Raw genomic sequence first — 22,508 nt, 5'->3', positions numbered from 1 at the left:
GCATAAACAGTCCCTATTTCACCGCAACTTATGGGGGGTTAGCGGGTTGGGTGCCAGACTTCGAGAGCGGCGGGAAGGACGTCGACCTCGATGCGCGAGGCGACAACGGGCTCGCCGTCGGCTTGGATGGGGTAGTCGGGCTCCTCAAAGGTGAGTGCGGCATGGCGGCAGCGGCGCATACGAACCGGCGGCAACTTGGTATGGTGACCGTCCTTGGCCGAAAGAAACATAGGCAGGGCAACCGCGCGAGGGACAGGGCCGCAGGCGTAGCAGACGTCGAGTGCACCGTCGCAGGGGTCGGCATCGGGGCAGATGCGATAGCCCGAGCCATACGTGGGGCCCAGCTGAATCGCCATAACGATCGCGCGTACGCGCTCGGCGGGCGCGCGATCAAAGCTGACTGTCATGGGGTAGTTGCGATAGCGCAGGCCAAACTGCTCAAGTCCCGAGAGGGTGTAGAGCGGCGCGCCCGTCAAACCGGTCTTTTTGCGCAGCTCGGTGGTGCCAAGGCCGATAGCAGCATCGATGCCGATCGAAAGCGTCTGGTCGTAGTACTCAACGGTAGCCTCGCCGCTGCCGCATGCGGGGTTCCATGAGCGAATCCGCCCGATGTCCTGACGCTGCAGCTCACAGGTGAGCAGCGCGCCAAAATTCTTGCCGGAGAAATCTTCGATACAGAGCGTTTGGGCAAAATCGTTGCCGGAGCCTACGGGCAGGACGGCAAGGGCAGGACGGGCGTCCTCATTCTGCGTCATGAGTCCATTGACGACCTCGTGGATCACGCCGTCGCCGCCAAGGGCGATAACGGTGCGATAGCCCGTTGCCTGCGCGGCGAGTTCCTTGGCATGTCCCATGCGCTCGGTCAGCACCAGGTCAAACTGGGATGCGCGTGCTGTCATGTCCAAAAAGCGTTGCAGGCGCTCGGCAACTTTGCGTGCCGCACCCGACTGGGCGGCTGGGTTGGCGATGATGAGCGTGCGACCAAAATCAGTTGCGTGCATGGGGCGACTCCCGGCGTGTGACATGACGGTGCGGTCGCGCTCAGGTCGAATTGCCCCCGATTGTGGCTGCACGGTGATTATTAGATCTACTCTATCAGGTCGTTGTGGCGCTCGATAGCCTCCGCTACCGTACCGCCCTCATCCACAATAAGAGAACGGCGCTTGGGTGAGATGATGCGCTGGGCGGGGTACACGCCGCGGTGGCCGCCGGCGAGATAGCTGATAAACGCCACGATGACAAAGAACCCGGCGGCCGTGCCGTGGAACAGGTCGATGGCCATCATACAGGTGGTGATGGGCACGTTGAGGCCGGCGCAGAAGACGCCGAGCATGCCGAGAGCCGCCAGAAAACTGGGGTCGAGACCGGTGAGGCAGCCGATCCAGCCACCGAGTGCCGCACCGATGCCAAACAGGGGCGTGACCTCGCCGCCTTGGAAGCCCGCGCCCAGGGTAAGCGCTGTGACGACCAACTTGATGGCTGCGTCCGCCAGGGTGGTGTTGCCTGCAAATCCGGCGCCGGAAAGCCACGTGGAAAGGCCGGCGTAGTCCCAGGCGTCGAGGAGGGCATAGGCGGCCAAAACCACGAGTGCGCCGATGAGTGCGCGAACAAGGTAATTGGTGATAAAGCGACCGTACAGGCTCTTGACGGTTCGAACCGACCAGGCAAAGAGACGTGCCGTCAGACCGAAGATGATGGCGCTGATAACAACGATGACAACCGTCCGTGGTGTCATGGTGGGAACGCTGGCGATGACATTAGCTTCGTACTCGGTACCCAGGACGAGTGATGTAAAGTAGCCGGTAAACGAGGCGACCAGGCAGTAGATGCCCGCGGTGTAGTCGATCTTGCCGATAAAGCACATCTCCATGCCAAAGAAGGCTCCGGCGAGGGGTGAACCGAATACGGCGCCAAAGGCCGACGAGATGCCGGCGAGCATGAGGTCGTGGTGATCATGCTTTTTGAGGTGGGCGAGGCTCGAGATGTTGCTGGCGATGGTGCCGCCAATCTGCACCGCGGCTCCCTCGCGACCGGCCGACCCGCCCGTGAGGTGCGTGAGCGTGGAGCAGACGAAGGTGAGAACGGCCATGCGCATATGGATAAGGCGTGTGCCCAGGGCGGAGTCGATGACCAGGTTGTTACCTCGTTTGGCGGCAAGGCCGTGGTTTTTGTACACCCATGCGGTGGCAACGCCCACAACGGGAAGCAACGCGTAAATCCACACGTGGTGCTCGCGATAATCGGTCGCGATATTCAGCGAGGCCAAAAATGCCCAAGCGGCAACACCCATGGCGAGCGAGACGATGACGACGAGCGCGAGCAGTTTGGCGCTTGCAAACAGGTTGCGGGCGTTGCGGCGTGTGTCGGCGGCCAAGAGCTGCTCGGAGCGGGTGAGTTGACGCCTGCCGGCCATGATGACGTCGCTAAGGGAGAAAAAGCCGCCATCGTCGAGCGGCTGGGAATGATCCTGCGCTTCGTTTGCGCTTTCGGGTTTGTTGTTATGAGCCATATATTCCTCTTTTAGGTTGCAACGCAAGCATTATAAAACGCGGCAAGCGCGACGAGCCGGTGGGTTGGTTTCCATTCTGTTTCGCGGCTTGCGGCCGACAGGTGTATTTGCGGGTACAGGCCAAATCGCGGTCGCGCGTCGGGGATTATACTGAGACAAGCATAAAGAATCGGCGCTCCTGTTGTGCGCCGTGGCATTAAGAGGTGCATATGGCAGAGAAACTCATTCCGCTGGAGGACGCGCAGTCGATTGTTCTGTCGCACGTTGCTCCGACCAATCTCGTAGAGATTCCCGTGTGGCAGGCGGCTGGTTTTCCCTTGGCCGAGGATGCTGTGGCCGATATCGACATTTCGCCGTTTGCCAACAGCGCTATGGACGGATATGCCGTGCGCTCGGCGGACTTGGCGCAGGCGTCTGGTGAGACGCCGGTGACGCTCGACGTTATCGGACACGAGGCTGCGGGCCATGTGTTTGAGGGTGCTCTTGGCCCGGGCGAGACGGTCCGCATTATGACAGGCGCGCCGGTGCCCGAGGGTGCCGACGCCGTAGTGAAATACGAGATCGTCGAGGTGCTTGTCGGCGATGGCAACGAGGGCTCGCACGTCCGCTTCTCGGCGCCGGCCAAGGTGGGGGAGAACGTTCGCTCTGCCGCCGAGGAGGCCCATGCCGGCGATGTTGTGATACACGCCGGCGAGGTCGTGGCTCCGGCGGGCGCGGGCTTGCTGGCAAGCGCCGGTTACGCGAGCGTGAAGGTGCACGCTGCCCCACGTGTGGGCATCATCTCGCTGGGCACGGAATTGGTCGCACCGAGTAAAGTACCGGCGCGCGGTCAGATTCGCGATTCCAACTCCTCGGCGTTGATGGCCGAAGCACTCGATGCAGGAGCCGAGCCCGTGTTCTACGGCATTGCGTCTGATGATGAGCAGGCGATTGCCGAGCTCGTGCATCGCGCGGTGCAAGAGTGCGATTTTGTCATTACGAGCGGAGGCGCCTCGGCGGGCGATTACGACTATGTGACGGCACTCGTCCGGCGCGAGGGCGAGGTGCTGTTCGATCGCATCTCGATGCGTCCGGGCAAGGCCATCACGTTTGGCTTGCTCGGGGGTAAGCCCTACCTGGGGCTTTCAGGCAATCCGGCTGCGGCGTATGTGGGCTTTGAGATGCTCGCCCGTCCGGCGATTCGCAAGATGCGCGGCTTTGCCGAGGGTCCGCGTCCCGTGCAGCAGGCGACGCTCACACACGGTGTGAAAAAGCGCCAGGACCGACGCTTCTTCGATCGCGCCACGGTTTTGCGCGACCCCAAGACCGGTGAGCTGATGGTGACCGAGGCCAAGACGCAGAATTCGGCGCTGCTCGGCACGATGCAGCGGGCCAACTGCCTGCTGCGTATTGACGAAGGACCGTGCGAGCTCAAGGCGGGAGATGTCGTGGACGTTGTTCGCGTCGACCTGCCCGAGGGCACCGTGTTGTAGGAGGAATGCTGTGGAGTTGAAGATATCGATTGTGACGTGCTCGGACACGCGTGATCTTGCCCAGGACGAGGCTGGAGCCGCACTCGAGGAACTTATCGAGGCACAGGGCTGGACGGTCGCCTCACATGTGGTCGTGCGCGATGACGTCAGCGAGATTGGTGATGCCATTGTGGAAGCCGCCGATGAGTGCCACGCCAATGTCGTGCTCACCTGCGGCGGCACGGGGCTTTCGATGCGCGATGTGACGCCCGAGGCGACGCGTGCCGTCTGCGACCGCGATGTGCCGGGTATTGTAGAGGCGATTCGCGCGTACTCCATGACCAAGACGCGCCGCGCCATGCTCTCGCGCGCTATTTGCATGCAACGAGGTCATACACTTGTCGTAAACTTTCCCGGTTCTACGAAGGCCGCCCGCGAAAGCTGGGAGGCCATAGCAGACCAGCTGGAGCATGCGGCTCAGATGACAGCGGGCGGCGGACATACCAACTAAGCGGTTTACCTGCGGCGGGGCGACCTGAACGGCTGCTCCGCCTTTGTTTTCCACCGAAGCGACGCCGAGGTGCACGCTAACTCGAAACTATATTCTCTGACGAGAATAATTTCTCACTATCATTATTCGCGCGAAAGTATAATCTGATTGCAGATTATAGCCCGCGGTGGGGTACCCGGGCACAAGGTCCGAAAGGGTTGAATATGTTCGATATGGTTTCTCGCCGCGGATTCGTCTCGCTTTCTGCTGTCGCCGCTGCCGGCCTTGGTCTTGCCGGCTGCTCGGGCAGCAAGACGTCCGAGCCGGCCGGATCCGATGCCGGTTCTGCCAAGGCATCTTCCAAGAAAGCTGTCGAGCTGCAAGTCTTTGCCGCCAACTCGCTTGAGAAGGCTCTGCCCGAGGTCCAAGAGCTTTACACCGACCAGACCGGCACCACCTTTGCCGACACGCAGTTTAAGGCCTCCGGCGACCTCGTTGAGCAGATGCGTGCCGGCGCCACGGTCGACGTGCTCATCACGGCCTCCAAGGGCACCATGGATGACGCTGAGACCGCCGAGCTCGTCGACGCCGACACGCGTGAGGACATGTTCGTCAACGACCTCGTGATCATTCGCGCCGAGGGCTCCGACACCAAGATCGAGGCCATTGCCGACGTCGCGAATCTGGACGGCAAGATCGCCATTGGCGACGCCAAGACCGTCCCCGCCGGCAAGTACGCCAACCAGGCGCTGGCTTCCGTGGGGCTCTATACCGGTACCGAGGGCGACGACGGCGAGTATGCTCCCGAGATTGCCGACAAGGTCGCACTGGCCGATAAGGTGGGCACCGCCGCCGCCTATGTCTCTACGGGCGACTGCGTAGCCGGTTTTGTCTACAGCTCCGATATCTTCCGCTACGACGGCATCGAGGAGGCTTTCGTGTGCCCCGAGGATTCGCACAAGCCCATCGTGTACCCGGGTGCCGTTGCCGAGAGCTCCGAGCATGCCGACGAAGCCAAGGCGTTCATCGACTTCTGCCTGTCTAACAAGAAGGCTCAGAAGATTTGGGCTAAGTACGGCTTTGAGCTTTCCGCGTAGTGCGGCTTGGCGCGATAATTCCATCGTTTTGTGTTTCACTCCGTCCTTGTATTCGCTTGGAGCTTTTCGTGCTTAATAGATTCCGCGTGCTTGTCGCCTGTGCTTTGACCTTCGCGCTTTGCTGGGTGCCGGGATTTGCGTTTGCTGGGGACGCTGAGGACGGGGCCCAGGTTGCTGCGACCGCTCATGGGCTTTCCTATGGGATTGAGGGTTTTGAGCGGTTAGCCAAGGGGACCGCTCGTGCCATGGAGGGCCAGCCTGAGGGCTACCGGTTTCCCGTTGCCGAGGACGTGGACCTTGTAGTGGCGCCTGCTGCCGATCGCGTTGTGGTGTGGATATCGCCCAAGGCGGTCGAGAAGTATGGATTGGATCCGCAGGACAACGAGTGCGTATCGGGTCTCAAGGCCCTCGTCTGTGAGCTCGACAGCGCAAACTGCATGGGAGGTGCGCAGCTAGGGGACGTGGATCTTCCTTGGTATGTCACGGCGGAAACAACGTTTGATGCCGGCGGGTATACCTATGGCTTTGACGAGCGTGGCGCGGATGGGGACCGCTATGTGGTGATTGCATCAGCCTCGGGTGATGCCAAGGGCGGCGCGCGTTGGCTTGATAGCGCTCAAATGGTAGAAGCATCGTCTGTCGTGATGCGGGATGAGCAGGGGCCCTTGACCTCTCTGGCTTCCTTTTTGGGCGACATCGACTATCGCCCGTTTTGGGTGTCCATAAAAACGAGTGGCCTTGCCCTGCTGATCTCCTTTGCGCTGGGCCTGTTCGCCGCGTGGAAGACTATGGGTACCTCGAGTCGCATCAAGGGCCTGCTCGATTCGGTCTTTACGGTTCCTATGGTGCTGCCGCCCACGGTCTGCGGCTTTCTGCTCCTCATGCTGTTTGGCCGCTCGACCGGGGTGGGCCAGTGGCTCATCGCGCACGGCATCTCGATCGTCTTTACCTGGCCCGCGGCGGTGATCTCTGCCGTCGTCGTGTCGTTCCCGCTCGTCTATCGTACGGCGCTCGGAGCCTTCGAGAGCCTCGACACGCAGATGCTCGATGCGGCGCGCACGCTGGGCTGGTCCGAGCGTCGCATCTTTACCAAGCTTATGATGCCGCTCGGCTGGCCCTCGATTGCCGCCGGCACGGTGCTTGCCTTTGCCCGCGCGATGGGCGAGTTTGGCTGCACCCTGTTCTTTGCGGGCAACTACGCTGGTATTACGCAGACCATTCCCATCGCCATCTACTTTGAGTGGATGGGCGGCAACACGTCCGTGGCCCTCTTTTGGGTCGTCGTCGTAATCGCCTTTAGCTTCTTGGTCATCCTGTTTATCAACATGTACACCGCTCATTCGCAAAAGTATCGCGAGCGGGGCCTTTCCCGTGCGGAGCGTAAACAGGCCAAAGATCTCGCCGGACAGGCCGATTCGCTCGACCCGGCGGGCGGCGATGCCCTGCGTATCGATCGCGAGGCGCTGACCGAGCTCATGCGCGATGATGCCGCTTTGCAGGGAGGTCGATAGGCCATGTCGCTCGTTCTGGATATCAAAAAGCGCTATCCCGGGTTTATGCTTGACATGCAGCTTGAGGCCGGCGAGGAGCGTGTGGCGCTGCTGGGTGCTTCGGGTTGCGGCAAGAGCTGCACGTTGCGCTGCATCGCCGGCGTGGAGACACCCGACGAGGGCAAGATCGCCGTCAACGGTGTGACCTTTTATGACTCGTCGGCGGGCATCAACCTGTCGCCCCAGGAGCGCAAATGCGCCCTGCTGTTCCAAAACTATCAGCTGTTTCCCAATATGACGGTGGCCGATAACGTGTGCGCCGGCGTAAAGGATGCGGGCGACGCCGCGGCGCGTAAAAATCTTGCCGAGCGCTACCTGGGCATCTTTGGTCTGGCCGATTTCGCCGATCGGTACCCCGCGCGCCTCTCGGGCGGCCAGCAGCAGCGCGTGGCACTCGCTCGCATGGTGGCGGCGCATCCCGGCATCTTTATGTTCGACGAGCCCATGAGCGCGCTCGATGCGTATCTCAAGAGCGCGCTTGAGCAAAACATGCTTGACCTGTTCGACGTATGCAACCGCACCGTGCTCTACGTGAGTCACGATATCGACGAGGCGTGCCGTCTGTGCGAGCGCATCTGCGTTATGCATAACGGGCATGTGGAGGAGATCGGCTCCGTCGAGGACGTGGTCCGCCGGCCGCAAACCTTGGCCGCGCTGCGCTTGACGGGCTGCAAGAACACGAGCCGGGCGCGCAAGATCGGCGACGAAGAAGTTGAAGCCCTCGACTGGGGCATGACCTTTAACGTGGGTCGCGAGGTTCCCGATAATGTGGAGTACCTGGGCATTCGCGCAAGCTACTTCCATGTTGACAATCGCGCTGAGCGGGGTCGCAACAGCTACGACCTGCACGTGGCGCGCGTGAGCGACTCGCGTTTTGAGCGCCTGGTGCTGTTGGATGCGCCGCGGGCCGATGCGCCCACCCGTCTTCAGTGGAAGGTCAACAAGGTGAGCATGCCTGTCGACGAGCTGCCGCAAGCAGGCGAGACGCTGCGCATGCATTTTGATGCCAGCAGGATCCATTTGGTTTGTCGATAGCGCTGGGTAATGCCGTCGGGGTATAAGCCTCGGCGGTTTTGTTTGCCGTTCGCTGAATGAGAGATGACAAACTCTTATTAATCAAGATAATAATTTATTAAACGACGGCACACGATGCTGTCGTACGAATGTCAACGGTGTTCGCATGGTCGATGACCGTTGATATAGTTGACATCAACTGGTTAAGGAGGGTGCGCACATGCCGCAGACGACATACATTTGCCGCGTTGCCGCGCGTGCCCTATATATCGCTCGGAGCCGCATATGAGCAGGTATGTTCACGGCTCCGGGAGAGACGACGCACAACTAAATAATCGACCGCAAAGCAGGTTCCCTAAAATTCCGGGTTTGAGCACGGTCGGGCAATCGCCGTCCGTCGTGCATCGATACCGTTGTTATCCGATTTTGGTTCGAGAGGGGGAACCGTCATGGCTGAAGAATTTGATTTCCATCCGATGTGGGAGAGCCTCGGCATGAATCTTGCCGACCATGATATGCTGCTGGGCGCCGTGGGCCAGATGTACGGGGACATGTTCCTGACGCAGAACAATCGCCCCAAGTCTACGTCCTACCTGGACTTTGTGGCCACCAACATCCACAGCGGCCGCATTAAGGAGATGCTCGACAAGAAGGAGGCCGGCGAGGCCACCAAGATCGTCGGTTCGTTCTGCGTGTATGTGCCCGAGGAGATTGTGCTCGCCTGCGACGGTATTCCTGTGGGCCTGTGCTCGGGTGCCGACTGGGCAACGGACAAGGTCGAGGAGCACCTGCCGCGCAACACCTGTCCGCTCATCAAGAGCTTTGCCGGCTTTAAGCTGGGCGAGGTCTGCCCCTACATTGAGTCGAGTGACCTGGTGGTAGGCGAGAACACCTGCGATGGCAAGAAGAAGGCCTACGAGTTCTTTGCAACGCAAAAGAACATGTACGTCATGGATATTCCCAACGTGCACGACGAGTCTACGCTCGTGACCTGGAAGGCCGAGGTCAAGAAGCTCGCCGCCAAGATCGAGGAAGAGTGCGGCGTCAAGATTACGCCTGAGCGTCTGAAGGCCGCCATCCACGCCGTCAATGAGAAGCGTCGCGCCCTGCAGCGCCTCGCTGCCACGCGCGCTGCAGACCCTGCGCCCATCAGCGGTCTCGACAGCCTGCTGACCGTTCAGGCCGCCTTTATGGACGACACGCCGCGTCTGACCGGAGCCATCAACGATATGGCGGCTGAGTGCGAGCAGCGTGTCGAGGCCGGCGAGGGCGTGGCGCCCAAGGGGACCAAGCGCATCCTGTACACCGGTACGCCCATGGCCGTGCCCAACTGGAAACTATTCAACCTCATCGAGAAGGCCGGCGGCGTTGTGGTAGGCGAGGAGTCCTGCACGGGCTCGCGCTACTACAAGGACCTGGTCGACGAGTCCGGCGAGACGGTCGACGAGATGCTCGATGCCATCGCCGAGCGCTACTTTAAGATCAACTGTGCCGTCTTTACGCCCAACGACCAGCGTATGAAGGATATTGTCCAGATGGCCAAGGACCTGCATGCCGACGGCATCGTGGACGTGGCCCTGCAGTTCTGCACGCTTTACGAGATGGAGTCCTTTGCCGTGGAGAAGGCCGCCGAGGAAGCCGGCATTCCGTTTTTGCACATCACGACCGACTACGCCGGCGAGGATGCAGGCCAACTGCAAACCAGGATCGAGGCTTTCTTGGAAACCATTTAGGGCTATCCGTCCCGGCGGCTTCCCCAGGCACCCGATCTTGCCGTTCAAACCATCGCTTGCGTACCAAAGTATGCGGCGCTCCTCTTTCACGGCAACCTCGGGCACCTTGGAAAGTTGTTTTCCTGGTTGGTTAAAAGGTTTAGGAGGTATATGTCGAAAAATATTGAGCAGTCGTTGCCGTCCACGTTTGAGGAGTTCAACGAGCAGCGCAAGGCGGCGTTTATTCGCGTCAAGGATTATAAGCAGGCGGGTAATCGCCTGGTCGGCTTTTTGTGCAGCTATACGCCACTCGAGATTATCGATGCCGCGGGGGCCGCAAGTGTCGCTCTGTGCGGTACGTCCGATGAGGTGATTCCCGAGGCCGAGAAGGTGCTGCCGGCAAACCTCTGCCCGCTCATCAAGTCGACGTACGGTTTTGCCTATTCGCAAAAGTGCCCGTTTACGTACTTTAGCGACATGATCATCGGTGAGACCACCTGCGACGGCAAGAAGAAGATGTACGAGCTGCTGGGGGAGCTTAAGCGCACGCACATCCTGCATCTTCCGCAGGGTCGCGATCGTGCCTATGAGCGCGATGGCTGGTATGAGGAGTGCCGCCTGCTCAAGGAAGAGCTCGAGAACTTCTACGGTATTACGATCACCGATGACGACCTGCGCGCCGCTGTCCGTCGTCGCAATCGCTTGTGTGCGGCCCAGCTCGAGATGTTCGCGCTGCAGGCCAACCAGCCGGCGGCCATGAGCGGCGTCGACCTGATGAGCACCATGTTCGCCGGTACGTTCAGCTTTGATATCGAGGCCTATACGCAGCAGCTGGAGCAAAAGGTCGCCAAGCTGCGTGAGTCCTACGAGGCTGGCGAGCGCCCGATTGCGGCGGATGCCAAGCGCATTCTGATCACTGGCTGCCCGGTGGGCGGCGTGATCAACAAGATCGGCCGCACCATCGAGTCCAACGGTGGTGTGGTCGTGTGCATGGACGACTGCTCGGGCGAGCGCACGGCGGCCATGATGATCGACCCGGATGCTCCCGACATCCTGCGCGCCATCGCCGACCGCTACCTGGACATCAACTGCTCGGTCATGACGCCTAACGAAGGCCGCATGGGAAACACGCTGGCTATGTGCGAGAAGTACCATGTCGATGGCGTGGTAGAGAGCGTGCTGCAGGCCTGCCACACCTTCAACGTTGAGAGCGCGCGCATGCAGGAGGCTGTCGAGGGTGCGGGCATTCCGTACATGATGATTGAGACCGATTACAGCAATGGCGACATGGGTCAGATTGAGACCCGCATCGCCGCCTTCATCGAAACCCTCTAGCTTTCTCAGGCACCGGATCTTGCCCCTCAAACCGTCGCTTGCGTACCCAAAGTACGCTGCGCTCCTCTTTCGGGGCAATCTCCGGCACCTGAGAAACCTAGAGCTAAGGCGCCTGAACGCGCCGCTGTCTTTGATGTTTAGATTGGGAGAGAGCCATGATAGGGGTCGGGATCGATATCGGGTCTACGGCGGCTAAGGCTGCTGTGGTCGACGGGGAGGGTTCGGTGGCGTGGACGTGCGTGCAGCCAACCGGGTTTTCCTCGGTCGATGCTTCCGAGCGGCTGCGCGAGGCACTGGCAGCGGCTGGCTATGACGTGACGGGTGACGATGTTCGCGTGGTCGCGACTGGCTACGGTCGTGTCGCCGTGCCCTATGCGCACAAGGTCGTGACCGAGATTACCTGCCACGGCACCGGTGCCGTGCGCCTGTTTGGCGATCACGGCACGGTGATTGACGTGGGCGGCCAGGACACCAAGGTCATTCAGCTTAAAAGTGGCCGCGTGGCCAAGTTTGCCATGAACGACAAGTGCGCCGCCGGCACGGGGCGCTTCTTGGAGATCATGGCCGACCGCCTAGGCATTACCCAGCAGCAGATGGCAGACCTCGCCCGCACCGGCGAGCCTACCAAGATCAGCAGCATGTGCACGGTGTTTGCCGAAAGCGAGGTCATCAGCCTGATCGGTCGCGGTGAGCCGCGCGAGAACATCGCCCGCGGTGTGATCGACAGCGTGGTCTCGCGCGTGGTGACCATGGCCGGGCAGGCCGCGGGCGCCCCGTACTACCTGACCGGTGGCCTGTGCGAGAACGCTTACGTTGTGGAGCGGTTGGGCGAGCTGCTGGGGTCGCCGGTGACCACCTCGCCCCAGGCTCGCTTTGCCGGAGCGATCGGCGCGGCGATTCGCGCACAGGCGCTCAATTAATGCACCCGCTGCAGGCTCGCATTCATGCGTATACTGGGAGAAAATGATTGACCGAAGAGGGAGGAGGTATCGATGGCTGACGATCAGATTAAGCTCACGTCCATGACGGCCGCGAGCGGTTGAGCCGCTAAGTTGGCTCCCGGAGTCCTCGTCCAGGTCCTGGGCGACTTACCCAATGTGCATAACGACAACTTGCTCGTGGGGTTCGATACCTCCGACGATGCGAGCGTCTTTCGCGTCGGCGATAACCTGGGCCTCGTTCAGTCCGTCGACTTCTTCCCGCCGATGGTCGACGACCCGTTTCTGTTTGGCCAGATCGCCGCGGCCAACTCGCTGTCGGACATCTACGCCATGGGCGGGCGGCCGAGCCATGCCATGAACCTGCTGTGCATTCCCAGTTGCCTGGGCGTCGAGGTCGCAGGTCAGATTCTGGCGGGCGGCGCCGACAAGTGCGTCGAGGCGGGTTGCTCCATCGCGGGCGGCCACACCATCAACGACGACGAGCCCAAGTACGGCCTGTCCGTGAGCGGCTTTGTCGCGCTCGATCGTATGCTTGCCAATAGCGGCGCGCGCGTGGGCGACGTCCTGTTGCTGACCAAGGCGATCGGCTCGGGCATCATCACCACGGCCATTAAGGGCGAGCTTATCGAGCAAGACGAGGCCGCGGCCATGTTTGACTCGATGCGCACCCTCAACGAGGCTCCGATTCGTTTGGCCGAGGGACTTGAGCTTCACGGCTGCACCGACATTACGGGCTTTGGCCTGATCGGGCATGCGTGCGAGATGGCCGAGGGCTCGGGCGTGCAGATTGAGCTTGCGTCGGGGGCGGTGCCGCTCTTTGATCAGGTGCTTGACATGGCGCGTCTGGGCATTATCCCCGCGGGCTCCTACCGCAACCAGGACTTCTTTGACCCGCGTGTGGCTGTCGACGAGGACCTGGAGCCGGGCATGCTCGACGCGCTGTACGATCCGCAGACGTCTGGTGGCCTACTCATCGCGGCACCTGCTGCCGATGTGGATGAGCTTGCGCGCCGTTTGCATGCCGAGGGGTGCATCGCCGCCGCCGTCGGTCGCGTGTGCGAGCCGGTGCCAGGCGGTCCTGCCGTCCACGTTGTCCGTTAACGACACGTTTATTGAGCTACGTGCCGTTCTAAAACGATTTATTCGAAAGGAAAAACTATGTCTACCAAGATTGAAGTCAATGCCATGGGCGATGCCTGCCCGCTGCCCGTCGTCAAGACGCTCAAAGCCCTGAAGCAGCTCGATGGCGAGGGCACTGTCGTGACCTCGGTCGATAACGAGACCGCCGTCAAGAACATCTCCAAGATGGCGCAGGAGAAGGGCTGTACGGCCTCGGTCGAGAAGGTTTCTGACGCCGAGTGGCACGTGACCGTGGCGACCTCTGGCGCCGTTGCCGTGGCTGATCCCGAGCAGGATGGCGCTGCCCTCTGTGATGCCAGCGCCGGCAAGGGCAAACTTGTCATTTCCGTCTACACCGATTGCATGGGCCGTGGCGACGACGAGCTGGGCCACAAGCTCATGAAGGCGTTTATCTTCGCCGTGACGCAGCAGGAGGAGCTGCCCGCGACCATGCTGTTCTACAACGGCGGCGCCAAGCTCACTGTCGAGGGCTCACCGGTACTCGACGACTTGAAGGGTCTGGCCGAGCAGGGTGTCGAGATCCTTACCTGTGGTACCTGCCTCGACCACTATGGCATTAAAGACCAGCTTGCGGTGGGCGAGGTCACCAACATGTACGTAATTGTAGAGAAGATGGAGCAGGCCGTGCGCGTCGTGCGCCCGTAGCGTATTGGTTGGAGTTGCCATGAGGGAGAAGCGCCCGGCGCTTGTCATCACGTTTCCCACCACGGCGGCCGCCATGGGGTGCGAGACCCTATGCATCGAGCGCGGACTTCCCGGGCGCACGATTCCCGTGCCCGGGGAGGTCGCTGCCGGCTGCGGTCTGGCGTGGAAGGCGTTGCCTGCCGATGAGGAACTGCTGCGCAGCGAGCTTACCGCGGCGGGCGTTCCTACCGAGGGCTATACCGTGATTGATATGTGGGAGGTCGTGCGATGATCTATCTGGATAACGCGGCGACGACCATGCACAAGCCGCAGACGGTCATTGATGCCGTGACGCAGGCGATGTGCTCGCTCGGCAATGCCGGGCGCGGCGCCACGTCGGGTGCCCTCGATGCCGCTCGTACGATTCACGCTTGCCGTGCCAAGCTCGCGCGCCTTTTGGGTTGCCCGAGGGCGAACCATGTGTGCTTTACGCCCAACTCAACCGCGGCGCTCAACACCGTCATCAATGGCGTGGTTCGCCCCGGCGACCGTGTGGTCACAACAGTGCTCGAGCACAACTCCGTGCTGCGTCCGCTCAACCGCTTGGCGGTAGAGCGGGGTGTGACCGTTGAGCATGCGGGCTGCGACGCGAACGGCGCGCTCGACTACGACGAGCTCGAACGGCTGGTCACGCCCGGTACGCGTGCCGTGGTGGTGACGCACGCCTCCAATGTGACCGGCAACGCGGTCGACATTGCACGCGTAGCCGCCATGGCCCATGCGGCCGGTGCACTCGTGATCGTCGATGCCTCGCAGTCTGCCGGCACGGCGCATATCGATATGCAAGCCATGGGGCTCGACGTCGTGTGCTTTACCGGCCACAAGGGGCTCATGGGACCCCAAGGCACCGGCGGTCTGGCCGTGGCAGAGGGCATTGACGTGTCTCCGTGGGCCATGGGCGGCACGGGCGTGCACAGCTTCGACCCACTGCAGCCGCTTGAGTGGCCTACGCGCCTGGAGGCGGGCACGCTCAACGGTCACGGCATCGCGGGCCTTTCTGCCGGCCTCGACTTTATCGAGGCCCAGGGTGGGGTCGAGGCGATTGCTGCCCACGAGCGTGCGCTCGCTGATCGCTTCCTTGCCGGGGTGCGCAAGATTCCGGGGATTAAGCTCTACGGTGCGTTTGACCAGCCGATGCGCTCTGCGATTGTGTCGCTCAACGTGGGCGATATCGATTCGGCCGAGATTTCGGACGCGCTCATGCAAGGGTGGGGGATTGCGACGCGCCCCGGCGCCCATTGCGCCCCGCTCATGCACCGTGTGCTGGGGACCGAACGCCAGGGCGTCGTCCGTTTCTCGTTTGGGTATTTCAACACGACCGAAGAAGTCGACACGGCTATCGATGTTCTGTGCGATTTAGCCTGCTAAAGCTGCTAGACCGTTTATACTTGCGGGACGGGTGTTTTTGCCCGTCCCGTTTTTGTTTCGACCCGAAAGGTGGTCCCATGGCTTCATCCGCCCCGCGCGGTCTGCGCTCCGACCATGTCGTCACCGTCGGCATCGCCCTGTTCTCGATGCTCTTTGGCGCCGGCAACCTCATTATTCCGCCGCTGCTGGCGCTGCAGGCAGGTTCTGCCACGCCGGTCGCCATGCTCGGCTTTCTGATTGCCGCCATCGGCCTGCCCGTCATGGGTTTTATCGCCGTGGCGCTTGCTGGAACGGCGCGCGAGCTTGCCGGCCGCGTGCACCCCAAGTTTGGTGAGTTCTTTGTCGCGGCGGTGTATCTGGCCATCGGCCCGTGCCTGGCCATTCCGCGCACGAGCTCCACGGCCTTCGAGATGCTGGTGCCGCTGCTGCCCGAGGGCGTCTCGCTCGGCACGGCTCGCCTGGTCTTTGCCATCGGGTTCTTCGTGGTCGCGTTTGCGCTCACGTTGCGCCCGGGTGTCATCACACGCGTACTCGGTCGCATTACGGGCCCCGCGCTCATTGCGCTCATCGTGCTGGTCGTGGGCGCTGCCGTGATCTCGCCGATGGGTCCCGCTGCCGCGCCGCAGGCTCCCTACAATGCCGGTGCTGCCGTGCAGGGCTTTTTGACCGGCTACCAGACCATGGACCTGCTCGCGTCGCTCGCCTTTGGCATCATCATCGCCGAGACCATCCATGAGCTCGGCGTTACCGACGATAGGCGCGTGGCCTTTGAGATTTCGCGTTCCGGTGTGATCGCCGGCGTGCTTATGGCCGTCATCTACTGCGGCCTGGCGCTTGCCGGCATGCAGCTCGGCACGGTCATGCCCGATGCCACTAACGGCGCCGCCATCCTCGCCCGCTCTGCCTCCATGCACTTTGGCCTTGTCGGCACGGTCGTGGTCTTTGCAATCTTTTTCCTCGCCTGCATGAACGTGTGCATCGGCCTTATCAGCTGCTGCTCGCGTTACTTCTGCGAGACGTATGTGGTCGAAGGGGGAGCGGAGGCTTCCGAGGAGGCCATGCGCCGTCCCTTTGCGATTCTCGCCTTTGTGTTTGCAGCGTTTTCGTGCGTGCTCTCCAACGTGGGCCTCGACGTGATCCTTATGTTCTCGGTGCCCATGCTCAACGCTTTGTATCCCGTTGCCATTGTGCTGGTGCTTATGGGCCTGGTGCACGGCTTTTGCGATGCGCATCCGCAGGTGTGGGTCTGGGTCGGCGGCGTTGTCGCGGTGCAGAGCGTAATCACTTCGGTCCGCGATGCGTTCTTTGCTGGCGCGTGGCTGCCGTTCGATGCGTTGCCGCTGGCAGATATCGGTGCTGCGTGGGCACCGGTTGCTGTGGTGGCGTTTGTGATCGGTCTGGTTCATAGCCAGTTTGTCGCACATTCGAGGAGCTAAGGTTTCTGCGCTTGCACAGGCGGGGAGTCTCCCCTATAATTTCCTTCGCTTTGGGACACGCAAGGTTTAGACCTTAGCTGCTCAACACCTTCGGGACGTGGCGCAGTTTGGTAGCGCGCCTGCTTTGGGAGCAGGATGTCGCAGGTTCAAATCCTGTCGTCCCGACCATATCTTGCGGGCGTAGTTCAATGGTAGAACCCCAGCCTTCCAAGCTGATGACGCGGGTTCGATTCCCGTCGCCCGCTCCATAGGATAGATGAATGGCTCTGGTTCCTTTTGGGAATCAGAGCCGTTTTCGTAAGTGTACGGGTGACGGGAATCGATGCCGCCCCACGCCCCACCTAAGTTGCGGTGAAATACGGACTGTTTTTCGGCTTTTATGGCCCATGTAGTCCGTATTTCACCGCAACTATTTGTAAGGTTGGATTTTGATGCCGTTGGGAGGGTCGTAGCGACCGTCTACCGAGAGTGGAAATATTTTTTGAAGCCTTGACCTGCGACGTCAAGCTTTTGGTCAGCTTTTGGCAAGGCCTGCGGACGGAAGCATGCGATAGCGTAATGGTATTCTCTCCGCCGTGATGGTTATGGGGGTTGGCCATGCTCGATAAAGGCAAACATTTTCCGCAGTCATATGCCAAGATGCTGTTTTCCACTCTCGGGATTCATCATGACGAGCAGCTATTGATAACGATTGATCCTTGGGATGAGCGGCGCGCGCGTGAGCTTATGCAAGAAGAACTTTTAATTCGACTCTATAACCATGTGTACGCCGATCCTGTTTATTGGAACCACCTTGACGTGGAAGCCCGCATTTTCCAGCTTGCATCTGCTATTGCGGCCGTCGAGCCGGATGCCATTTTCTGCGGTTCAACGGCGGCACTGCTGTACGGTATCGGCTCCGCTTACTCGCTGCTTAATGCCGTTCAGATGTTGTTGCCGAGATCTTCCAGGCGCGATACATATGAGTTCGTTGAGTATCGTCGATGGCGCCCGGGTGAGGTATGGCGGCTCGGCCCGTTTACGCTGACAGACCCCTATCGGACGGTGGTCGATATTGCCCGCACGAGTGCATTTCGGTATGCGCTTGGCTACGTCGATGGATTGGCTCGCGAGTATGATGTCGACCGCGAGGAGCTGCGTGCGTATGCGCAGACCAATTGCCGCGGTTTGCATGGCATCTCCCGTGCGTTTGGCGTGTTCGAGTATATGGACGGAAGGTCGGATAACGGGGGAGAGTCCGAGGCGCGAGCGGCAATGATCCTTGCTGGCGTCGCTGCGCCTGAGCTTCAGGTTGAGATTGCTCGGCCAGGAAGCGCCGGCTATTATCTGGCAGATTATGGTTGGCAGATGCCAGATGGGTCATGGATGTTGGCAGAGCTTCATGGTTTGGGTAAGTTTGAGGACGAAACTCAAAAAGATTTGGAACATGCTGCGGCAAAAACCTATCGAGCCGCCTTATTGCGCGATGCGAACTTGCGCGCCATGGGTCATAACGTCATTCATTTCAAACTCTCGGACACATATGATGTCGAAGAGTTTGGCGCTATGATGCGCGGTTGCGGCATTCCGACAACAAAACCCTACGCCGACTCCCGATAGTGAAATCATTTGCAGCCAACCTTCAATAAGTTGCGGTGAAATGCGGACTGTTGAGGCCTTTAAAGGCATGAAACAGTCCGTATTTCACCGCAACTTAGGAGGGGATGGGGCTGAGGGGCGGGCGATGCCGTTGTCTGTCGGTTAGTGGCGACCGTGGTGGCGGAGCTTGTCGATGGTGGAGTCGGTGCTTCGGCTGCGGGCTTCGGCGGCGCGGTCGCGAGCATCGGCGGCGGTTTGGCGCTTGCGACGGTAATCGATCATGCCTTGGATGATGGGCTTGCCAAAGCTCACGACATCATCGTTGTAGATGGCGGTTCGGGCTGCGAGGAGGCAGTCGGTAAAGTCCATATGGGTCTTGCCAAAGAGCTTGACGGCAAGGGCGACAACGGTGGGCTCGTCGACCATGACGTCATCGAGCAGCCTTTTCATGGCCGCAGCAATCTCAACGCGGGGAACCTTATAGACGTCGCGCAGCGTGACCACGACGCGCGTGATGATTTCGGGATAGACACGAGCGGTGCGCGTGGCGATGACCTTGGCGGCGCGCGGTGACAGGACCTCGTCGTCGAGCAGATAGCGAAGGATGACGGTCTCGTCGATGATGGTGCTACTCATGGATATCTACTTCCTCGGGACCCAAAATCGAATCGTCGCTTTCTGTAGCGAGGTACTCAATCCAGGCATTGCGCTCCTCGGAGCGGCGATTGGGGTCACCGTATGCTTTGAGCGATCCATAGGCGGCGGTGCCGTCCTTTGAGCGCACGGCGACCGGCTGAAAGGGGAGCTTGCGCATCAAAATGCTCTGCGCGACAAATAGACGGACGGCCTCGGCGAGCGATGTGCCCATGGCGTCGTAGAGATGTTCGGCATGCTGCTTGTCTTCCTCGCGAATGCGCACCTGCAGGATGGCTCGTTTTTGAGTCGATGACATCACTGGCCCCCTTAATGAGCGTGCAATATAGTCGGTCAAATGCGGCATGTGCCGATACTTGAGCATCTTATAACGATTACTTTATTTCGCTCAAGTAAATAACCATTAACTTGAATACAAGCGTAGTACATCTAAAATGAGAGCGCGTAAAAATCTCTGAGGCGTACGCATGTAATACACTCACCTTTATAGCTTCTAGAGAATAATTCCAACCTGCCAAAACCCCTGCAATACACCCGTATTGCAGGGCCTATGCTCAAGTTTGCCCCCTGCAACTGCGTATATTTAACCTGTATATCGTTGGAGGAATTCTATCGAAGTGCCTGTTTCGCCGCATGCACTCGATACGCCGATGCCAGGCCACGGGCGGCTTGGGGCAACGTCGACAGGGTCTCTCCGGCATGGGATTCAGGAGGGAGTGAACAACATGGGCAATAAACGAGTCGTGGCTGATTCTTCACGCTGCATTGGGTGCCAAACCTGTATGGCGGCGTGCATCGAGGCACACGATATTCCCGGCAACATCGCCGCACCTCGCTTGCGCGTAACGCGCACCTACGAGATCTCCGCACCGGTGGCTTGCCATCACTGCGAGGACGCTCCGTGCGCCAAGGCCTGCCCCACGGGCGCCTTGTTCTTTGACCCAAAGAACCATCGCATCGGCGTCAACGAGGACAACTGCATCGGCTGCAAGAGCTGCGTCATGGCATGCCCCTTTGGCGCCGTGAGCGTGGCGACCACGCAGGTCCCCGTCTTGATGGGCGACGTGCGCGTGGGTTCGCAGACTAAGAGCTTCGTGCTCAAGTGCGACCTGTGCGTGGACCGTCCCGGCGGTCCGGCGTGTGCCGAGGCGTGCCCGACCAAGGGCCTCACCTTGGTAGACGAGGAACGCTTGGCAGAACTGACCGCCGAGCGTGCCCGCGCCACCATCGAAAACGAGGCGTAGGCGGACGGCCAAACAGGCCCAATGATTGTCAAATAAGTACCGAGCATTCGGTAGCAGAGAAAGGAAGGAGGGTGTCATGGAGAAGCATAAAGTGATCTGCCCGTACTGCGGCGCCGGTTGCCAGTTTAACCTCTTGGTCCAAAACGGCCAGGTCGTGGGCACCGAACCGCTCAACGGCATCACCAATCAGGGCGAGCTGTGCCTTAAGGGCATGAGCGGCTACGACTTCATCAACGACACCAAGATCTTGACTCCTCGCGTACTGCACCCGATGATCCGCCGCACTAAGGGCGCGGATCTTGAGCGCGTAAGCTGGGACGAGGCACTGGATTTCACCGCATCTAAGATGCAGGCCATAATTGACGAATATGGTCCTAACGCTGTCATGACCACCGGCTCTTCGCGAGGCGGCGGCAATGAGGCGAACTACGTCATGCAGAAGTTTACGCGTGCGTGCATCGGCACCCACAGCGTGGACAACTGCGCCCGTACTTGACACGGCCCTACTGTCCTCGGTCTGATGGACACGGTTGGTTCAGGTTGCATGTCATGCTCCATCCCCGGTATGGAGGATGCGGGCTGCATTTTCCTCTTCGGCTATAACCCTGCCGATTCGCACCCCATCGTCGCAAGGCGTATCGTGCGAGCCAAAGAAAAGGGTTGCAAGATCATCGTCGCCGATCCGCGCCATATCGAAACCGCGCGTATCGCCGATCTCTACCTTCCGATCAAGAACGGTTGCAACGTTGCGTTCCTCAACGCCTTTGCCAACTGCTTGGTCAACGATGGCCTCTACGACAAGGAATTCGTCGCCGAGCATACGAACGGCTTTGACGAGTGGTGGGAGACCATCAAGAACTACACTCCCGAATCCGTACAGGACATCACGGGTGTCGAGCCCGCGTTGATTCACCAAGCTGCCGAGATGTACGCCACGGCGAAGCCCTCTGCCATCATTGGCTGGGGCATGGGCGTATGCCAGCAGAAGCAGAACCTGAAGACGGTGCACACCATCGCCTCCATCGCCTGCGTTGCCGGCCAGATCGGCAAACCCAATTCCGGCCTCGCGCCCGTGCGTGGTCAGAACAACGTCCAGGGCTCCTGCGATATGGGCATGCTGCCCAACCTGTACCCTGGCTACCAGAAGGTCACCGACCCGGCTGTGCGTGCCAAGTTTGCCAAGGCTTGGGGCGTGCCCGAGGAAAAGCTCCCGCTCGAGGAGGGCTACAAGCTCACCGACCTGGGCCACCTGGTCGACGAGGGTAAGGTGCACTGCTTCTACAACTACGGCGAGGACCCGGTGCAGACCGAGCCCGATTCGGCCGGCATGCGCAAGACGCTCTCCGAGCTGGATCTGTTCATTTGCCAGGACATCTTTATGACGCAGACGACCATGCTCGCCGACGTCATCCTGCCCGCTACCTCTTGGGGCGAGCACGAGGGTGTCTTTACCGCATCCGACCGTAGCTTCCAGCACTTTGACGCGGCCGTTCCGCCCAAGGGCGAGTGCCGTCACGACTGGGAGATCTTCGCGGACCTGTCCACGCGTATGGGCTATCCCATGCACTACGACAACACCGAGCAGATCTGGAACGAGTGCATTAGCCTGTGCCCCAACTTTGTGGGCGCGACCTACGAGAAGATGGCTCCCGAGGGCGGTTACGCCCAGTGGCCCGTCAAGAGCACCGATGTGAACGACCACGGTACGCCCGACATGTTCGCTGGCGGCAAGTTCACCACCAAGGACGGCCGCGCCAACCTGATGGCGCACGACTGGGAGGCGCCCTCCGAGCTTCCCGACGATGAGTACCCGCTCATCCTGTGCACCGTCCGCGAGGTCGGTCACTACAGCTGCCGCTCGATGACCGGCAACTGCAAGACGCTGGCGCTGCTTGCCGACGAGCCCGGTTTTGTCCGCATGAATCCCGCGGACGCCCAGGCACGCGGCATCAAGAATGGCGACATCGTCTCGATCCACAGCCGCCGCGGCCAGGTATACAGCCGCGCCGACGTGAGCGACCGCATCAACAAGGGCACGGTCTACATGACCTACCAGTGGTGGATCGGCAAGTGCAACGAGCTGACCATGCACAAGGTCGACCCGGTCTCGCATACGCCCGAGGACAAGTTCTCCGCCTGCCAGGTCGACGCTATCGCCGACCAGGTCTGGGCCGAGGGCGAGGTCGAGCGTCAGTACACCGAGCTCAAGCAGGCTCTGGTGGACGCTGCCGCTCCCCAGGACGTTGAGCCTGGCGCCGCCAAGTTCGACGACGAGACGCACGTGAATCAAATCGTGTAGTCCCGT

At 60.6% G+C, this 22,508-nt stretch carries 20 protein-coding genes and 2 tRNA genes; 18 read left to right on the top strand and 4 right to left on the bottom strand.

Features of this window, described 5'->3' with window-relative positions:
- Positions 1–38: 38 nt before the first annotated feature.
- The gene (locus DXC52_RS05085) at positions 39–1,001 is read right to left on the bottom strand and encodes a diacylglycerol kinase family protein (RefSeq protein WP_117746413.1); all 963 of its coding nucleotides are present in this window, start codon (positions 999–1,001) and stop codon (positions 39–41) included.
- 86 nt (positions 1,002–1,087) lie between these two features.
- Positions 1,088–2,509 carry a chloride channel protein gene (locus DXC52_RS05080; protein WP_199409463.1) on the bottom strand — a complete coding sequence of 474 codons (1,422 nt, stop codon included), beginning with the start codon at positions 2,507–2,509 and terminating at the stop codon, positions 1,088–1,090.
- 209 nt (positions 2,510–2,718) lie between these two features.
- Here DXC52_RS05080 and glp point away from each other — a divergent pair, with 209 nt between their 5' ends.
- From glp to DXC52_RS05000, 16 genes are all read left to right on the top strand, one after another.
- Positions 2,719–3,981 (top strand): gephyrin-like molybdotransferase Glp, encoded by a 1,263-nt coding sequence (gene glp, locus DXC52_RS05075; protein WP_117746412.1) that lies wholly within the window; start codon positions 2,719–2,721, stop codon positions 3,979–3,981.
- A 10-nt stretch (positions 3,982–3,991) separates the two neighbouring features.
- The gene (locus DXC52_RS05070) at positions 3,992–4,471 is read left to right on the top strand and encodes a molybdenum cofactor biosynthesis protein B (RefSeq protein ID WP_117746411.1); all 480 of its coding nucleotides are present in this window, start codon (positions 3,992–3,994) and stop codon (positions 4,469–4,471) included.
- A gap of 203 nt (positions 4,472–4,674) precedes the next feature.
- Positions 4,675–5,547, top strand: a complete 873-nt coding sequence (modA, locus tag DXC52_RS05065) for a molybdate ABC transporter substrate-binding protein (protein ID WP_117746410.1) — start codon at positions 4,675–4,677, stop codon at positions 5,545–5,547.
- A 68-nt stretch (positions 5,548–5,615) separates the two neighbouring features.
- Positions 5,616–7,058, top strand: coding sequence for a molybdate ABC transporter permease subunit (modB, locus tag DXC52_RS05060; RefSeq protein ID WP_233504846.1), 1,443 nt, complete (start codon positions 5,616–5,618; stop codon positions 7,056–7,058).
- Positions 7,059–7,061: 3 nt separating this feature from the next.
- A complete protein-coding gene (locus DXC52_RS05055) occupies positions 7,062–8,132 on the top strand; it encodes a sulfate/molybdate ABC transporter ATP-binding protein (RefSeq protein WP_117746408.1) in 1,071 nt (356 codons plus the stop codon).
- A 428-nt stretch (positions 8,133–8,560) separates the two neighbouring features.
- Complete coding sequence (locus DXC52_RS05050) at positions 8,561–9,844, top strand: double-cubane-cluster-containing anaerobic reductase (RefSeq protein ID WP_117746407.1); 1,284 nt, start codon at positions 8,561–8,563, stop codon at positions 9,842–9,844.
- 150 nt (positions 9,845–9,994) lie between these two features.
- Positions 9,995–11,158, top strand: a complete 1,164-nt coding sequence (locus DXC52_RS05045; RefSeq protein ID WP_117746406.1) for a double-cubane-cluster-containing anaerobic reductase — start codon at positions 9,995–9,997, stop codon at positions 11,156–11,158.
- A gap of 155 nt (positions 11,159–11,313) precedes the next feature.
- Positions 11,314–12,078, top strand: coding sequence for an acyl-CoA dehydratase activase (locus tag DXC52_RS05040; protein ID WP_117746405.1), 765 nt, complete (start codon positions 11,314–11,316; stop codon positions 12,076–12,078).
- A gap of 72 nt (positions 12,079–12,150) precedes the next feature.
- Positions 12,151–13,200, top strand: a complete 1,050-nt coding sequence (selD, locus tag DXC52_RS05035; protein ID WP_117746404.1) for a selenide, water dikinase SelD — start codon at positions 12,151–12,153, stop codon at positions 13,198–13,200.
- A gap of 57 nt (positions 13,201–13,257) precedes the next feature.
- A complete protein-coding gene (yedF, locus tag DXC52_RS05030; protein ID WP_117746403.1) occupies positions 13,258–13,884 on the top strand; it encodes a sulfurtransferase-like selenium metabolism protein YedF in 627 nt (208 codons plus the stop codon).
- A 19-nt stretch (positions 13,885–13,903) separates the two neighbouring features.
- Positions 13,904–14,155, top strand: a complete 252-nt coding sequence (locus tag DXC52_RS05025; protein ID WP_117746402.1) for a DUF3343 domain-containing protein — start codon at positions 13,904–13,906, stop codon at positions 14,153–14,155.
- Positions 14,152–15,291, top strand: coding sequence for an aminotransferase class V-fold PLP-dependent enzyme (locus DXC52_RS05020; RefSeq protein WP_117746401.1), 1,140 nt, complete (start codon positions 14,152–14,154; stop codon positions 15,289–15,291). The genes DXC52_RS05025 and DXC52_RS05020 overlap by 4 nt, the downstream gene beginning before the upstream one ends.
- A gap of 77 nt (positions 15,292–15,368) precedes the next feature.
- Positions 15,369–16,727 carry a branched-chain amino acid transport system II carrier protein gene (brnQ, locus tag DXC52_RS05015; RefSeq protein WP_117746400.1) on the top strand — a complete coding sequence of 453 codons (1,359 nt, stop codon included), beginning with the start codon at positions 15,369–15,371 and terminating at the stop codon, positions 16,725–16,727.
- 91 nt (positions 16,728–16,818) lie between these two features.
- A tRNA-Pro gene (locus DXC52_RS05010) sits at positions 16,819–16,895 on the top strand.
- A gap of 6 nt (positions 16,896–16,901) precedes the next feature.
- Positions 16,902–16,975, top strand: a tRNA-Gly gene (locus tag DXC52_RS05005).
- 349 nt (positions 16,976–17,324) lie between these two features.
- The gene (locus tag DXC52_RS05000; RefSeq protein WP_117746399.1) at positions 17,325–18,326 is read left to right on the top strand and encodes a hypothetical protein; all 1,002 of its coding nucleotides are present in this window, start codon (positions 17,325–17,327) and stop codon (positions 18,324–18,326) included.
- Between the two features lie 141 nt (positions 18,327–18,467).
- Here the strand turns inward: DXC52_RS05000 and DXC52_RS04995 are convergent, their stop codons facing one another.
- Both DXC52_RS04995 and DXC52_RS04990 read right to left on the bottom strand, forming a co-directional pair.
- Positions 18,468–18,941, bottom strand: a complete 474-nt coding sequence (locus DXC52_RS04995; protein ID WP_199409461.1) for a PIN domain-containing protein — start codon at positions 18,939–18,941, stop codon at positions 18,468–18,470.
- A complete protein-coding gene (locus DXC52_RS04990) occupies positions 18,934–19,257 on the bottom strand; it encodes a type II toxin-antitoxin system RelB/DinJ family antitoxin (protein ID WP_158554596.1) in 324 nt (107 codons plus the stop codon). Before DXC52_RS04990 ends, DXC52_RS04995 begins: the two co-directional genes overlap by 8 nt.
- Before the next feature lie 427 nt (positions 19,258–19,684).
- On the opposite strand from DXC52_RS04990, the gene DXC52_RS04985 reads away from it, so the two are divergent.
- Both DXC52_RS04985 and fdhF read left to right on the top strand, forming a co-directional pair.
- Positions 19,685–20,203, top strand: coding sequence for a 4Fe-4S dicluster domain-containing protein (locus DXC52_RS04985; RefSeq protein ID WP_022095206.1), 519 nt, complete (start codon positions 19,685–19,687; stop codon positions 20,201–20,203).
- Between the two features lie 76 nt (positions 20,204–20,279).
- Positions 20,280–22,502: a formate dehydrogenase subunit alpha gene (gene fdhF, locus DXC52_RS04980; protein ID WP_117746397.1), complete on the top strand. Its 2,223-nt coding sequence runs from the start codon at positions 20,280–20,282 to the stop codon at positions 22,500–22,502.
- The last annotated feature ends 6 nt before the right edge of the window (positions 22,503–22,508 follow it).

Source organism: Collinsella sp. TF05-9AC, from assembly GCF_003438495.1.
GTDB lineage: Bacteria > Actinomycetota > Coriobacteriia > Coriobacteriales > Coriobacteriaceae > Collinsella.
This window is presented reverse-complemented; position numbering and strand designations above follow the sequence as displayed.

Coding starts and splice junctions, on each gene's coding strand:
- DXC52_RS04985 (WP_022095206.1), top strand. CDS start 19,685: ATGGGCAATAAACGAGTCGTGGCTGATTCTTCACGCTGCATTGGGTGC.
- DXC52_RS05085 (WP_117746413.1), bottom strand. CDS start 1,001: ATGCACGCAACTGATTTTGGTCGCACGCTCATCATCGCCAACCCAGCC.
- yedF (WP_117746403.1), top strand. CDS start 13,258: ATGTCTACCAAGATTGAAGTCAATGCCATGGGCGATGCCTGCCCGCTG.
- DXC52_RS05080 (WP_199409463.1), bottom strand. CDS start 2,509: ATGGCTCATAACAACAAACCCGAAAGCGCAAACGAAGCGCAGGATCAT.
- DXC52_RS04995 (WP_199409461.1), bottom strand. CDS start 18,941: ATGAGTAGCACCATCATCGACGAGACCGTCATCCTTCGCTATCTGCTC.
- DXC52_RS05040 (WP_117746405.1), top strand. CDS start 11,314: ATGATAGGGGTCGGGATCGATATCGGGTCTACGGCGGCTAAGGCTGCT.
- DXC52_RS05000 (WP_117746399.1), top strand. CDS start 17,325: ATGCTCGATAAAGGCAAACATTTTCCGCAGTCATATGCCAAGATGCTG.
- DXC52_RS04990 (WP_158554596.1), bottom strand. CDS start 19,257: ATGTCATCGACTCAAAAACGAGCCATCCTGCAGGTGCGCATTCGCGAG.
- DXC52_RS05055 (WP_117746408.1), top strand. CDS start 7,062: ATGTCGCTCGTTCTGGATATCAAAAAGCGCTATCCCGGGTTTATGCTT.
- DXC52_RS05020 (WP_117746401.1), top strand. CDS start 14,152: ATGATCTATCTGGATAACGCGGCGACGACCATGCACAAGCCGCAGACG.
- modA (WP_117746410.1), top strand. CDS start 4,675: ATGTTCGATATGGTTTCTCGCCGCGGATTCGTCTCGCTTTCTGCTGTC.
- DXC52_RS05045 (WP_117746406.1), top strand. CDS start 9,995: ATGTCGAAAAATATTGAGCAGTCGTTGCCGTCCACGTTTGAGGAGTTC.
- DXC52_RS05025 (WP_117746402.1), top strand. CDS start 13,904: ATGAGGGAGAAGCGCCCGGCGCTTGTCATCACGTTTCCCACCACGGCG.
- DXC52_RS05050 (WP_117746407.1), top strand. CDS start 8,561: ATGGCTGAAGAATTTGATTTCCATCCGATGTGGGAGAGCCTCGGCATG.
- brnQ (WP_117746400.1), top strand. CDS start 15,369: ATGGCTTCATCCGCCCCGCGCGGTCTGCGCTCCGACCATGTCGTCACC.
- glp (WP_117746412.1), top strand. CDS start 2,719: ATGGCAGAGAAACTCATTCCGCTGGAGGACGCGCAGTCGATTGTTCTG.